General features: G+C 74.4%; 9 protein-coding genes. 3 read left to right on the top strand and 6 right to left on the bottom strand.

Annotated features, from left to right (window positions below):
• The first annotated feature begins 6 nt into the window (after positions 1 to 6).
• Positions 7 to 1,233: a trans-sulfuration enzyme family protein gene (locus ACIP2X_RS14465; RefSeq protein WP_401672375.1), complete on the top strand. Its 1,227-nt coding sequence runs from the start codon at positions 7 to 9 to the stop codon at positions 1,231 to 1,233.
• Between the two features lie 99 nt (positions 1,234 to 1,332).
• Here ACIP2X_RS14465 and ACIP2X_RS14460 read toward each other — a convergent pair whose 3' ends face one another.
• The 6 genes from ACIP2X_RS14460 to ACIP2X_RS14435 form a co-directional block, all read right to left on the bottom strand.
• The gene (locus ACIP2X_RS14460; protein ID WP_401671992.1) at positions 1,333 to 2,775 is read right to left on the bottom strand and encodes a GNAT family N-acetyltransferase; all 1,443 of its coding nucleotides are present in this window, start codon (positions 2,773 to 2,775) and stop codon (positions 1,333 to 1,335) included.
• Between the two features lie 179 nt (positions 2,776 to 2,954).
• The gene (locus ACIP2X_RS14455; RefSeq protein ID WP_401671990.1) at positions 2,955 to 5,609 is read right to left on the bottom strand and encodes a DUF6493 family protein; all 2,655 of its coding nucleotides are present in this window, start codon (positions 5,607 to 5,609) and stop codon (positions 2,955 to 2,957) included.
• Positions 5,606 to 7,018: an SWIM zinc finger family protein gene (locus ACIP2X_RS14450; RefSeq protein WP_401671987.1), complete on the bottom strand. Its 1,413-nt coding sequence runs from the start codon at positions 7,016 to 7,018 to the stop codon at positions 5,606 to 5,608. Before ACIP2X_RS14450 ends, ACIP2X_RS14455 begins: the two co-directional genes overlap by 4 nt.
• 176 nt (positions 7,019 to 7,194) lie before the next feature.
• The gene (locus ACIP2X_RS14445; protein WP_401671984.1) at positions 7,195 to 8,769 is read right to left on the bottom strand and encodes an alkaline phosphatase D family protein; all 1,575 of its coding nucleotides are present in this window, start codon (positions 8,767 to 8,769) and stop codon (positions 7,195 to 7,197) included.
• 233 nt (positions 8,770 to 9,002) lie between these two features.
• Positions 9,003 to 10,451 carry a PLP-dependent aminotransferase family protein gene (locus tag ACIP2X_RS14440; RefSeq protein ID WP_401671982.1) on the bottom strand — a complete coding sequence of 483 codons (1,449 nt, stop codon included), beginning with the start codon at positions 10,449 to 10,451 and terminating at the stop codon, positions 9,003 to 9,005.
• A gap of 123 nt (positions 10,452 to 10,574) precedes the next feature.
• Positions 10,575 to 11,426, bottom strand: a complete 852-nt coding sequence (locus ACIP2X_RS14435; protein WP_401671979.1) for an alpha/beta fold hydrolase — start codon at positions 11,424 to 11,426, stop codon at positions 10,575 to 10,577.
• 179 nt (positions 11,427 to 11,605) lie between these two features.
• Between ACIP2X_RS14435 and ACIP2X_RS14430 the strand changes: the two genes are divergently transcribed.
• Complete coding sequence (locus ACIP2X_RS14430) at positions 11,606 to 12,517, top strand: RNA polymerase sigma-70 factor (protein ID WP_401672372.1); 912 nt, start codon at positions 11,606 to 11,608, stop codon at positions 12,515 to 12,517.
• A gap of 200 nt (positions 12,518 to 12,717) precedes the next feature.
• Positions 12,718 to 13,479, top strand: a complete 762-nt coding sequence (locus ACIP2X_RS14425) for a GntR family transcriptional regulator (RefSeq protein WP_401671977.1) — start codon at positions 12,718 to 12,720, stop codon at positions 13,477 to 13,479.
• Positions 13,480 to 13,526 lie beyond the last annotated feature (47 nt).

The raw sequence follows: 13,526 nt of genomic DNA, 5'->3' as shown, positions 1-13,526 counted from the left end.
ATGGAGATGAGAGCGCTGGACAGCGTGGACGCTGCCACAGGAGACACCGGGCGGACGGCGTCGGCCGGGGGCCCGGCCAGGAGGTTCGCCACCGAGGCCGTGCACGCCGGGCGGGACGATCTCGCCCGGCAGGGCCTGCACGCCCCGCCCATCGACCTGTCCACCACGTACCCCTCGTACGACAGCCGGGCCGAGGCCGCCCGCATCGACGCCTTCGCCACCACCGGCGCCGAACCGGACGGCCCGCCGGTCTACGCCCGGCTGGGCAACCCGACCGTCGCCCGCTTCGAGACCGCCCTCGCCCGGCTCGAAGGCACCGAGTCCGCCGTCGCCTTCGCCAGCGGCATGGCCGCGCTGAGCGCGGTCCTGCTCGTACGGGCCTCCCTCGGCCTGCGCCACGTCGTCGCCGTACGGCCCCTGTACGGCTGCAGCGACCACCTCCTGACCGCCGGGCTCCTCGGCTCGGAGGTCACCTGGACCGACCCCGCCGGCATCGCGGACGCCCTGCGCCCCGACACCGGCCTCGTCCTCGTCGAGTCCCCGGCGAACCCGACCCTCGCGGAGGTGGACCTACGGGCCGCCGCGCACGCCTGCGGTTCGGTGCCGCTGCTCGTCGACAACACCTTCGCCACGCCGGTCCTGCAGCGCCCCGTCGAACAGGGCGCGCGACTGGTGCTGCACAGCGCCACCAAGTACCTCGGCGGCCACGGCGACGTGCTCGCCGGAGTCGTCGCCTGCGACGAGGAGTTCGCGGGACGGCTGCGGCAGGTGCGGTTCGCGACGGGCGGGGTGCTGCATCCGCTCGCCGGCTATCTGCTGCTGCGCGGACTGTCGACGCTGCCCGTGCGGGTGCGGGCGGCGTCGGCGAACGCGGCCGAGCTGGTCCGGCGGCTTGCCGCCGACCCGCGCGTCGCCCGCGTCCACTATCCGGCCGTCGGCGGCGCGATGGTCGCCTTCGAGGTGCACGGCGACCCTCATGAGGTCATCGCCGGCGTTTGTCTGATCACCCCCGCCGTCAGCCTCGGCAGCGTCGACACCCTCATCCAGCACCCGGCGTCGATCAGTCACCGCATCGTGGACGCGGACGACCGCCGGGGCGCCGGCGTCAGCGACCGGCTGCTGCGGATGTCGGTGGGGCTGGAGGACGTCGAGGACCTGTGGGCCGATCTGGACACGGCCCTGGGCGAGGAGCCGGTTGCGGCCCGGGCGGCGGCGGGGGTGTGGCACGCCTGAGCGACCCGGCCCGTCTCGGGGACGGCCCGGTGTGAGTCCCGCACCGTCCCCGAGGCCTCGGCCACCGTGCCCGAGGCGTTGATCACCGACACCGTCGCGTCATTCGCGGACGAACCGCTCGCCGAGCCGTTCCCCGTCGTACGGCAGACCCGAACGGACCGGCGCCGCGTCCAGGCGGGCCGTGATCACCAGGGTGCCCTCCTCGATCTGGTAGTCGAGGGGCAGGCCCAGGCCGCGCATCGCGGCGACCATGCCGGTGTTGGACGACTGCGTCACGGCGTACACGCTCTCGCAGCCCGCCTCGACCGCCATGGACACCAGGCGGCCGAGCAGTTCCGCGCCGATGCCACGGCGCTGCCAGTCGTCCTCGACGAGGAGCGCGACCTCCGTCTCGTCACCGTCCCACAGGAGGTGGCCGAGCCCGACGATCCGGCCCGAGGCGGTCTGCACGGCGAGCGTCCGTCCGAAGCGCGGGCTCAGCAGGTGGTTGAGGTAGCGGTCGGCGTCGCCGACCGGGCCGTGATAGCGCATCGACAGGGTGCGCGGCGAGCACCGCTCGTGCATCGCCTTCGCGGCCTCGACGTCACCGGTGTCGGCCCGGCGCACGGTGATGGCGTTGCCCTGGGGCAGGGTCAGGACGTCCTGGCTGCGCGGGACGCGCGGGCCGAGCCGGGCGTCCAGCTCCACCAGCGCCCTCGCCCGCGCGAACTCGGTCGGCGTGAACGGCAGATACGGCCGCTCCACGGTGATCACTCCGCCTTCCGGCGCTCGCAGTCGCAGCACGGTGTCCTCCAGGACACCCTCCACCGGCACCTCGTCCGCCACGCGGCGACCGCCGCCCAGCGGGGCCGCGGGCAGCGAGCGGATCGTGCACCGGCCCAGCAACTGCCGCAGTGCGAGCGGTAGTTCGGCGGCGTCCAGGGCCGTGCGGGTGGCCAGGCCCAGCACCCGGGTCGGGGCGTCGACCAGATCATGGGCGTCGGCCCGCTCGATCCACGTGCCCGCGCCGCCCGCCCGCGCCGCCGCCCGCGTCAGTTCGGCCGCCGCGAGCCCGGAGGGGGCCCGCAGCAGGAACTCGTCCACCGTGCCGTCGCCGAGCGGGTGCGTCTGCAGGCTCAGGATGTCGACCCGCTGCCCGGCCAGCTCCGTGCAGAGCGCGGCGAGCGAACCCGGCTCGTCCTTCACCGTCGTGCGCATCCGCCAGAGCGTGCTCTCCGTGGGCTCGCCGGCCTCCGGACGCGTGTCGGCCGCGGTGGGCGTGGACGGCCCGGCCTGCCCCTTCGAGGAGGGCGGCCGGGCGCCGGTATCGCTGGTCGGCGGTGCGTGTCCGTGGCGGCGTGACCACCAGGTGTGGAACGTCGCCGTGGCGAGCAGGGCGATCGCGGAGATCACCAGCAGCGCGGGGCCGTCGGGCCCGTGGCCGATCAGGTTGGCCACGGCGTCCGCCACCGCGACGGCGGTGAACAGGGCGGCGAGCTCCACGAGGTCCCGTCGCCAGTGGTGCACGGGGCGGCCATGTTTCGTACGTGTCACGTCAGACATGTCTCGACTCATGCATCCACTGTGAAGGAATGGTGTTGCGTGATCACGAACGCTTTGTGACTGATCGGTAAAGCGTGGATCTGCCCTATTTGTTGTTCTTTTTATCAGTGCGTGGTCAGGCGGTGACGACCTGCGAGGACGGATGTGTCCACCCGCACCCCGGTACCAGGCCGTCTACGTCATGCGGCCACCCGCTCGCCCAGCGCACTGCGCAGCCGGCGCGCCTGCGACACCAGGCGTGAGGAGCCGCGCCGGGCCGCCGCCTGGGCCAGGTGCGGCAGCTCGCCGCGCGCCCCGGACCGTTCGACGCACTCGGCCGCCACCGCCAGCAGTTCCCCGAGGCCCCGGGCCGGCGTGGACGTCTCGCCACTCGTCAGGTCGGCGAGCAGTTCGGGCAGCGTCCCGCTCAGGACGCTCCATGTCGTGGCGTCGGCGCCGGTGGCCGCCGCCGTGCGCATCGACTCCGCGAGCCGCTGCGACTTCACCGCGCCGCACCGGACCAGCTGCCCGAGGTCCGCGCCCAGCCGAGCCGCGTCCAACTGCCCGCGCGCGGCCAGCACCAGCAGCGCGTCCACCGCCGCGAGCCGGTCCTCGGGATGCCGGGCCCCGAGCGCGTAGGCGACACCCAGATGGAGGGCCTCGCCCGCCTGACCGCCGGACTCCGCGAGCCGCGGCAGCGCCGCGGCGGCACCCCGGGCATCGTCCAGGGCGAGTTCGGACAGACCTTGCAGCAGCCGCGCCGCCACCAGCTCACGCCGCTCGGGGAGCATGGCCGGCCAGTGCTGCCGCACGTCGTCCTCCCAGTGGTAGCACCACCGGTTCTTCCTGGACCCGCCGAACGGCCTGCCCAGGGAGCGGAACTCCGGCGGGAAGTCCTCCTGCAGCTCCAGGACTTCGCCCAGCTCCACCAGGACGCGCCGCCCCGAGGTCCGCCGCCAGGCCACGGGTGTCTCCGGTGCACCGGAGGTCAGCCAGGCCGCCAGCCGCGTCCCCTCCGCCGTGCCGAGAGCCGCCGCACGCAGGGCCGCCGAAGCGGCCGCCTCCCGGTCCCCGCGGCGCACCCGCAGCAGTGCCTGCGCGAAGTCGCCCTCCGCGACCCTGGTGCCCAGCCGGGCGTAGGTGGCGAGGCGCTCGACCAGGTCGGCCGGCTCCAGCAGGCCGGTGCTCCAGGTAGGAGTCGAGAGCAGGAAGGGCAGCGGGTCGGTCCGTATCCGGTACGCCACCTCCCACAGGCGGCACTCGAACGCCCGGAGGAGGGCGCTGTGCACACAGTCCCGGGTGTCGGACCCACGCTTGACGCGCGTGTGCAGCGTGGCGGTGCGGACCGCGCCGCGCAGCGTGGCGAGGAGGAGGTCGAGGCCGCTCGCGGCATCGGAGACGGCGCCGTAGGAGTGGCCGAAGGCGTCGCGCGCGACGGACCCGTCGGCGCCGTTCCACCAGCGCCGCGCGACCACGGGCTCCAGAGCCGACACCAGGGCCTCGCGATCCCCGTACGCGTGCCGCACCAGACCGTCCAGGGCCCGCTCGAAATCGGTGACGCCCGGCTCGGAGGCCAGCGCCGCGCCCACCTCCTCGGCCAGTTCCACGGCGGCCGCGGCGGCGGGGGCCAGGCGCGCCGGCCGCGGTGCCGGGGGCAGCAGCTCCTCGTAGCCCGACGGCTCGGGGCCGGCCGGTGCCGCGCCCAGCGACTCGACGGCTCTGGCGCGCAGACCGGGGATCAACTGCTCGGCTGCCATGGCCAGCTCGGCCCGGGCCGGCACCGAGTCGAGCTTTTCCACGTGCCGTTCGACGAGCTTGAGCGCACGCTCCTGGACGTCCGCGTCGTCGTGCCCGAAGGCGTGCGCGACGGCGGGCAGCAGCTGCCCGGCCGCGGACGCGTTCCGGGCCAGCACCTTGCCGAGCAGCACCAACTGGGCCCGCACGAGCTTGCGCTCGGTGCGGAACAGCACCGCCTCGGACATCTCCGCGAGCCGGCGCGGCGCGAGCCCGCCGTCCAGGGCCAGGGCCGCGAGGACCGACTGGGCGTGGGCGGCCACCGTCGACGTGGCGTCCGAGGCCAGTGCCGACAAGTCGGCCGTGCGCTCCCGCTCCTCGTCCCGGGTGAGCGCGAGGCACTTCAGCAGGCGCAGGAACGCCCGCTGATCGGCGGCCGTGCCACCGCGCAGCAGCCGGGCCAGGCACGCGTCGACCGTGGCCCCACGGTCCAGGGCCCCCTCCACGGTCAGCTGCGCCAGCGCGCCGATCCAGCCGTCCGGGCCGTCGTGGCGCGACCACTGCAGCCGGCCGCCGATGTCGTCCGTGTCGAACAGCGCGGCGACGAGCTCCCGCAGATGGAGGTCCCGCCGCAGCCGGTCGAGCAGCGTGCCCCCGCGCTGCCACGTGCCGTTCAGGTGGTCGACCCAGCCCCGGACATAGGCGTCGGTCGTCGGCACCGGGCAGCCGGAGAGCCGCACCAGCCCGGCCATGAGCTCGAACGGCACCCACGCGGTGACCGGACGCTGTGCCAACCGGTGCGTCACATCCGCCAGCCAGTCCGTCTCCCGGTCGCCCAGGACATGCAGCAGCACTCCCGGTGAGACCTGGGACCAGCGCATGTCGGCGGCGGCGATCCAGCTCGCCACCCCCGCCGCACCCGTCTGGCACGCCGCCCCGGCCGCGTGCAGCGCGGGGTAGGCGCGCCGCGCGGCCGGCTCCCAGGGCGCGGCCCGCAGTTCCTTGCGCAGCTCCTTCAACTCGGGCAGACAAGCGCGCCGTTCGGCATCCGTCAGCCCGTCGAGCAGGCCCACCACCTCGGCCGTACGGCCGGCCCGCACCAGCTCCACCAGCGCACTCATCGCGCACCCCCGTCGACCCGCTCCGGCTGTCCTGCCCGCGTCACGGTGACCCCGCGCCGCACCATGCGCACCGCCAGCGCGTGTTTGCACGGTCCGCGCCCTCCCCGGTACTTCGCCCACCACAGGCAACTGCAGCTGAGCACCCCCGCCTGCTCCCGCACCCGGTGCAGGTGCCCGTCGTCCGCCGTCACCGTGGCCACCGCGCCGTCCAGGGCGACCGCGCCCGCCGCCACCAGCGCGCGGGCGGACCGCAGACGCGGGTTGTGCCGCTCCACGCGCTCGGCGTCGTAGGGCAGTTCACGGTGGAAGTAGGCGGCCTCCGCCACGTCGTACCCGACGCGCCCCGAGGTGCCGAGGCGGACCAGGGCGGCCCGGACGCGCTCGGCGCTCAGCCCGGAGCCGGCAGCGAGGCCTCCGACGTCGACGCGCGGCTCCCACGCGAGCAGCACCGCGATCAGCTCGGCGTCCTCGGCGGCCTCGTCGGTCGCCAGCGCGTCGAGGACGCCGCCCTCCCCGGAGAACCCGCGCGAGGCGTCGGGGGACAGCGTCAGGGTGAGCCGCATGCCCGGCAGCACGGCCTCCCAGGCCGCGGCGGTGGGGGCGGCGCCACCGCCGACCCCGGGGCCGTACACCCGCAGGGACGTCGCGTGCCGCAGGACGCGCTGGAGCGCGATCAGCCGCTCCGGGCCGGGCAGGCACACCGCGCCCGGCACGGCCCTCGTGCTCGGCCGCAGCCCACGTCCTGCCGGCACCACCCAGCGGGCGCCGGCCGACGCGCCGCGCCCGCCGCCCCGGGGCAGCGCCCGCAGGAACCGCACCGCCTCGGCCGCCGGCAGCTCGGCCCGCAGATCGAAGCCGGCGGCGACGACCTGGGCCTCGGCGAAGCCCCGCAGCCAGCGGTCCGGAAGCGGGACCTTCTTCTCCACGACGGGCCCGTCCAGCGTGGTCACCGCCAGTTCGTCCGGGCCGACCCGCAGGTGGAGCGGATCGGCCGAACCGATCCGTGACAGGGCCTCGCGCAGCGGGTTGTTGACGTCGACGTTGGTCGTGCCGTGCCCCACCGCGTCGCCGTCGAGGCCCGCTTCCAGGACGTCCAGGCGCGCGTACACCCCGCCGCAGCCGGAGAACGACTCGAAGCGCAGCCGGTCCCCGTTGCCCGTCACCACCGGGTCGAGCGAGGCGCGCAGCTGCCGCTGGTAGTACCGCGCGGCAGCGACGTCCGCCACCGCGAGCAGCCCCGCCGCGGCTGCCTGAGGGGTGCTCAGAAAGCCCGCGAAGAACTGCGGATGGTCGCGCACACCCGAGGGTGTCGCACCCCGTGAGGTCTCGAGCCCGAGGCGCTGTCCGTCCGCCGCGGACTCCAGCACGGAGGGTCGCCGATAGGCCACGGCCTGCAAAGATCGCGTCATGGAAAAACCGTAGGGGCGACCACTGACAATCGGCCTGACCTGTGAAGAGACGCCTCAGGCAGGAGAGTTGCGGGAGAACGCGAGAGTGCCGCGCACCGGGGGATGACGCCGGTGCGCGGCACGTCGCACGAGGGTACGGCAGACGCCGCCCCGGACGGGAACCCCGGACCTCGGACCTACTGACCGACCCGTCCGGGCCGCAGCACCTTCGTGAACAGGACGGTGCCGTCCTGCTCGCGCAGCCGGACGGTCAGTTCGGCGCTGTCGCTGTCGATGTCGACCTCGCCGAAGAACTGGTAGCCCTCGGCGGGGGAGACGTTCGCGGTCGTGGGAGCCTTCACGAACACCCGCTCCGGACCGAAGGTGTCGTCCAGGGCGTTCGCGGGGAAGGCGCCGGCGTTGAGGGGGCCGGACACGAACTCCCAGAACGGCTCGAAGTCCGTGAACGCCGCCCGCGACGGCTGGTAGTGCTGGGCCGAGGTGTGGTGCACGTCGGCGGTCAGCCACACCGTGCCGGTGATCCGCCGGTGCTTGACGAACCTCAGCAGCTCCGCGATCTGCAGCTCACGGCCGAGCGGGACACCCGGGTCGCCCTGGGCGACCGCCTCGATGTTCGGCCGGCCGTCCCCGGTGTCCGGCACGACCAGGCCGAGCGGCATGTCGGAGGCGATGACCTTCCACACGGCCCGCGACCGGGACAGTTCCCGCTTGAGCCACTCCAACTGCTCGCGGCCGAGGATGCCCTGGGCGTCGCTGGTCTGGTCGCCGGCCGAGTTGGCGTTGCGGTAGGTGCGCATGTCCAGGACGAAGACGTCCAGCAGCGGGCCGTGGTGCTGGACCCGGTGGACCCGTCCGTCCGGGCGGCGCAGCGTCGAGACGGGGAAGTACTCCGAGAACGCCTGCCGGGCGCGCGCCGCGAGCACGTCGACGTTCTTCTCCGTGTACCGGCTGTCGGTGAGGATCTCGCCCGGGTACCAGTTGTTCGTGACCTCGTGGTCGTCCCACTGGATGATCGAGGGGACCTGGGCGTTGAACGCGCGCAGATTCTCGTCCAGGAGGTTGTAGCGGAAGTTGCCGCGGAACTCCGCCAGCGACTCGGCGACCTTCGCCTTCTCCTCGGTGGTGATGTTCCGCCAGGTCCGCCCGTCGGGCAGCGTCACGGTCTCGGTGAGCGGCCCGTCGGCGTAGACGTTGTCGCCGCTGCAGAGGAAGAAGTCGGGGTCGAGCGCGGCCATCGCGTCGTAGATGCGGTAGCCGCCCAGTTCGGGGTTGATGCCCCAGCCCTGCCCGGCGAGGTCGCCGGACCAGACGAACCGCACGCCGTCCCGTCGCCGGGTGGAGGCCGTGCGGAAGGTGCCGGCGACCGGCTCGCCGGTACGGCGCGGGTCGTCCGGGTCGGCCAGCAGCACGCGGTAGTGGATCTGCTCGCCGGACGGCAGCCCGCGCAGCGCGGTCGTGCCGGTGAAGTCGGTTCCCCTGCCGAGCAGCGGGCCGTGCCAGCGGCGCGCGTTGCGGAACGACTCGGTGGCGGAGGTCTCGACGATCATCCGGGCCGGGCGGTCGGAGCGCACCCACACGAGTCCGGAGTGCGTGGTCACGTCGCCCGTCTGCACGCCCCAGCCGGCCGTCGGGCGCCCCGACAGGGCGAGGGCCGGCGCCGCGCCGAGTCCGGTGGGCAAGGTGAGGGCCGCCGACGCGGCCAGAGAGCCGCGCAGGACGCTGCGGCGGCCGGGCAGGGGTGGGTGTGACATGGGTGCGCCTCCAGGACAGGACGGGTCCGGCCAGTTGCGATGCCACAACTACTGGGACCCCGCAGCGCCCACGCGAACCGGGAGTGAACAACACGCCCCGGGCGGTACAGGAACAGGAACCGGTACGGGGAGCGGTCGTGAACGGGGACCGGCGGCACCTCAGGCGAGACCCGTCACCCGCGCTGCCCGGCGCCCGCGCTGCCTCACGCGACCGCCGCAACCCGACGCGCCCCCTACCCGCCGCTCACCGCCTCAGCCATCGCCCGCACCCCCTCCCGGATCCGCCCCGGCGGCACCTGCGCGTACCCGAGGACGAGCCGCACCGCCTGCTCCTCGTTCGCCGGGAGACCCGCACGGGCGTAGGCGCACTCCGACAGCGTCCGTACGGTGACCCCCGCCGCCCCCACGCGCGCGAGGAACCGCTCCTGCGGCCCGTACCGTCGCGGCAGTGTCGCGATGACGTGCAGTCCGGCGGCGATCCCGGACACCTCGGCACCGGGGAAGTGCTCGTCGAGCGCCGCCACCAGGGCGTCGCGCCGCTCGCGGTACGCGCGCCCGCAGCGCCGCAACTGGCTGTCGTACTCGCCGCGCTCCAGGAACCGCGCGAACAACGCCTGGTCGAGGGCGGGATGGCCGAGGTCGAGGGTCTGTTTCCGGGCGATGACGTCGTCGGCCAGCCACTCGGGAACCAGCAGCCAGCCGAGCCGCAGCCCGGGCGCGAGGGACTTGCTGACCGACCCCGTGTAGGCGACGCGCCCGGGGTCGAGGCCCTGGAGCGCGCCCACCGGCGCCCGGTCGTAGCGGAAGTCTCCGTCGTAGTCGTCCTCCAGCACGAGACCGTCCACCGACCGCGCCCAGTCGAGGAGTTCGGCCCGGCGCCGCGCCGAGTAGGCGATCCCGGTCGGGTACTGGTGCGCCGGAGTCGTCACCACGGCACGCACCTCGGAGGCCCGCAGGGGACCCATGGCGAGGCCCTCGCCGTCCAGCGGCAGCGGCACGGCGGTCACGTCGGCCGAGGCGTACATGCCGGCGTGCTGTGGGCTTCCCGGATCCTCGACACCGATCGCACGGGTGCCGCGCGCCCGCAGCACCAGGGCGATCAGCGTCGTCGCCTGGGTCACGCCGGAGACGACCACGATCCGCTCCGGGTCGGCGACCACGCCCCTGCGGCGGCCGAGCATCTCGGCCAGGGCGGTGCGCAGCCGGGGGAGCCCGCGAGGGTCGGGGTAGCCCAGGCCGTGGTGGGGCAGTTCGGTCAGCACGTGGCGCTGCGCGGCGGCCCAGGCGGCGCGGGGGAACAGCGACAGGTCGGGTGTCCCCGGCACGAAGTCGGCGCGCGCTGCGGCGGTGCGGGGCGCCAGGTCACGCGCGCGCGGGTGGGCGGCTCGGGCCGCGTCGCCCACCCAGGTCCCCGCGCCCCGTCCGCTGCGCAGATATCCCTCCGCCGTCAGCTGCTCGTAGACCTCGGTGACGAGTCCGCGCGAGACACCGAGGTCTGCCGCGAGGTCCCGGCTCGACGGCAGCCGGGTGCCCGGCGCGAGCCGCCCGGAGCGGACCGCTGTCCGCAGCGCCGCCTGGAGCGAGCGGCCACGCGCGCGTGCGGGCGCCGAGGCGGCGGGCAGCAGCAGCTCCCATGCGGCGGGGCCCTGGTGGCGCGCACCGTCGGTCTGCGAGGGCTTCATGGACGGGACAGTAGCGGGGCCCGGCGGCGTCGCCCCGGGCCGCCGAGCCACCCTGCACGTGCTTCAGGGAGCCTGCCGCGCGTTGCACGTGCTTCAGGGAGTCTGCCGCGCGTTGCACGTGCTTCAGGGAGTCCGCCGCGCGGCGGACCGGCTGCCGTCGAGCAGCACGCGCGCGACGAGCGCCGGGTCGTCGTTCATCGGGACGTGACCGCAGCCGGGCAGCCGGACCAGCCTGGCCCTCGGCAGGATGTACTTGGCGCGGACGCCCTGCCGGGGCACCAGCAGCCGGTCCCGGCTGCCCCAGGCCACGGTCACCGGGATCCCGGTGATGTCGTCGGTGAACCGCACGTCCCGCCCGCTGCGCAGGGTCTCCGTGAATCCCTGGGCGCGGGCCAGCGCGAGCGTCTCGGCGACCACGGCCTCGGGCGAACGGCGGGCCGGGCGGGCGTAGATGGCGCTCGTCAGCAGGGTGCGTCCCACGGCGGGCCGGGCGAGGGCCTGGACGACGGGCGGCGGCATCCGCCGGGCGATCTGGCGCATCGCCATGAGCACGGTGAAGGCGTAGCGCCGCTCCGCCTGCGACCAGAACCCGGCGGGCGACAGCGCCGTCACCGACCGCGCCAGCCCGTCCCGGCCGAGCGCGAGGGCGAGCAGGCCGCCCAGCGAGTTGCCCGCCACATGCGGCCGTTCGAGCCCGAGCGCCTCGAACAGGGCGGCGAGCACGGCCGTCGTCGTCGGCAGGTCGTGCGTCAGCCCGTCCGGAAGGGCCGGGGACTCCCCGCACCCCGGCAGGTCCACGCAGATCACGTCCCGCTCGACGGCCAGGACGGGGACGACCGGGTCCCACACCTGGCGATGGTGGCCGATGCCGTGCAGCAGGACCAGCGGTTCACCGGCCCCCACGCGCGTGTGGGCCAGGCTCATGACGCGGGGGCCGTGCGGGGTGGGGACCGTGAAGGAGACGGTGGAGGACATACAGCTCCTCGTCGAGGACTCGGTGCCGGACATGGTGTAGACACCCTGTCAGCAATGGCTACCGACGGGTAGCCCCCGGTCGGCCTCGACCGCATGGCCGAACATGCCGCCCCGGACACGGCGTTGGAAGGCCCGTCGCCCGGCCGCACGCGCGCGTACGGCGAAACCGCCTGGACATGATGTGCCGGGTCGGATGGGATGGGGCGGTGAGCGCCGATCGTGCGACCGAGGTCTTCGAAGAGCATCGCCCGCTGCTGCTGGGCGTCGCCTACCGCATGCTCGGCCGCGTCGCCGACGCGGAGGACGTGGTCCAGGACGCCTGGCTGCGCTGGTCCGGCGCCGACCGGTCCGAGGTGCGCGACGCCCGCGCCTACCTGGTGCGCGTCACCACCCGTCTGGCCCTCGACCGGCTGCGCCAGATCAAGGCCCGCAACGAGGCCTATGTCGGCCCCTGGCTGCCCGAGCCCTTCCTCACCGAGTTCGGGGACACCGCCCCCGACACGGCGGACCGCGCCGTCCTCGCCGACTCCGTCTCCTTCGCCGTCCTCGTCGTGCTGGAGTCGCTGTCACCGCTGGAGCGGGCGGTCTTCGTGCTCCGGGAGGCCTTCGGCTACCCCTACGCCGACATCGCCGCCCTGCTCGACCGCGCCGAGCCCGCCGTACGGCAGCTGGCGGGCCGGGCTCGCCGGCACGTCGAGCAGAGGCGCCCGCGCTACGACGTCGACCCGGCCCGGCGCCGCGACCTGACCGAGCGGTTCCTCGCGGCGGCCGGGGGCGGCGATCTCGACGGCCTCATGGCCCTGCTGGCTCCCGACGTCCGCCTCGTCGGCGACAGCGGTGGCAAGTCCAAGGCGCCGCTGCGGGTGCTGGAGGGCGCCGACCACGTGAGCCGGTTCCTCACCGGTGTGGCCGCGAGGGGCATCCCCGACGCGGCCTTCCGCCTCCTGGAGCTCAACGGGGGCCCGGCGGTCCTCGTCGTGTCCGGCGGCGAGCCCGACGTCGTGCTCCAGCTGGACATCGCCGACGGACGCGTCCAGACCGTCTATGTGGTGCGCAATCCCGACAAGCTGCGATCACTGGCCACCGTCTAGACGTCGTTGTGTCACGTATGTGGCGAGGTGCGAACGTCCCATGAACGCTCGGCCCCACACCACCTGTACGGCGCCCGGGCGATCAATGATTGGTCTTGACCAAGGGTGGGGGCCGTCCTATGGTCGCAGATAAGTACAACAACCTTTAATAAACAAGGGCGCTAAAACGCCGCCGATCCACGGCGATTGCGGAGGACAGGGTGGGGACCACGCAGCTGGAATCGGTGCCGGAACCTAAGTACTGGCATCTCAAGACCGTGCTCACGGAGGCACTCGACTCCGAGTTCTCGGTGGGCGAGATCCTGCCCAACGAGCGCGACCTCGCCGCCCGCTTCGGCGTCGCACGCGCCACGCTCCGCCAAGCCCTGGAACAGCTGGAACTCGAAGGCAGGCTCCAGCGCCGCCGCGGCGTCGGGACGACCGTCGCCCCGCCGCGCGTGGGGGTGGCCGTCGGCACCGAGCAGCACGACTGGCCGGGCGGGCCGGGCGACGCCTGGCAGGCGGTCGACTGCGTCGTCGCCGCCCCGCCCGCCGCCGTCGCGGACGCCCTGGAGACGGGCCGCGAGGAGCCCGTGCACATCGTGCGCCGCACCCGTACGACCCACGGCCAGCCCGTCGCCGCGGAACTGCTCTACATCGCCGAGTCGTCGGTGCCCGACCTGTCCGCCATCGACGCCCCGGCCGGACCGGCACGCGCGCGTGCGGTGCTGCGCGAGCTGCAGCGCCTGGAGCTGGAGGGACAGGACCGCGCCGTCGAGCTGGGCTCGGCCCGCGCCGACGACGCCAAGGAGCTCGACCGGCTGCCGGGCGCGCCCGTCCTGGTCGTCACCACCCGCTTCCACGCCGACGGCCGCACCGCCGCGGTCTCCGTCGCGACGTACCGCGCGGACACCTGCCGGCTGACCTTCGGCGACTCGGGCGGCGTGGAGATCCACGAGGGCCCCGAGCGCAAGGCCTCCTGACCCCGCCCGGCAGCGATCTTCCTCGTGAGGGGCCCGGAAGCCCTCCG

It is taken from the genome of Streptomyces sp. NPDC089424, assembly GCF_044749345.1.
Lineage (GTDB): Bacteria > Actinomycetota > Actinomycetes > Streptomycetales > Streptomycetaceae > Streptomyces.
This window is presented reverse-complemented; position numbering and strand designations above follow the sequence as displayed.

What these genes read in the sequence shown, in the direction of transcription:
- ACIP2X_RS14435 (WP_401671979.1), bottom strand. Translation starts at nt 11,426, where the DNA reads ATGTCCTCCACCGTCTCCTTCACGGTCCCCACCCCGCACGGCCCCCGC.
- ACIP2X_RS14440 (WP_401671982.1), bottom strand. Translation starts at nt 10,451, where the DNA reads ATGAAGCCCTCGCAGACCGACGGTGCGCGCCACCAGGGCCCCGCCGCA.
- ACIP2X_RS14450 (WP_401671987.1), bottom strand. Translation starts at nt 7,018, where the DNA reads ATGACGCGATCTTTGCAGGCCGTGGCCTATCGGCGACCCTCCGTGCTG.
- ACIP2X_RS14465 (WP_401672375.1), top strand. Translation starts at nt 7, where the DNA reads ATGAGAGCGCTGGACAGCGTGGACGCTGCCACAGGAGACACCGGGCGG.
- ACIP2X_RS14430 (WP_401672372.1), top strand. Translation starts at nt 11,606, where the DNA reads ATGTGCCGGGTCGGATGGGATGGGGCGGTGAGCGCCGATCGTGCGACC.
- ACIP2X_RS14445 (WP_401671984.1), bottom strand. Translation starts at nt 8,769, where the DNA reads ATGTCACACCCACCCCTGCCCGGCCGCCGCAGCGTCCTGCGCGGCTCT.
- ACIP2X_RS14460 (WP_401671992.1), bottom strand. Translation starts at nt 2,775, where the DNA reads ATGTCTGACGTGACACGTACGAAACATGGCCGCCCCGTGCACCACTGG.
- ACIP2X_RS14455 (WP_401671990.1), bottom strand. Translation starts at nt 5,609, where the DNA reads ATGAGTGCGCTGGTGGAGCTGGTGCGGGCCGGCCGTACGGCCGAGGTG.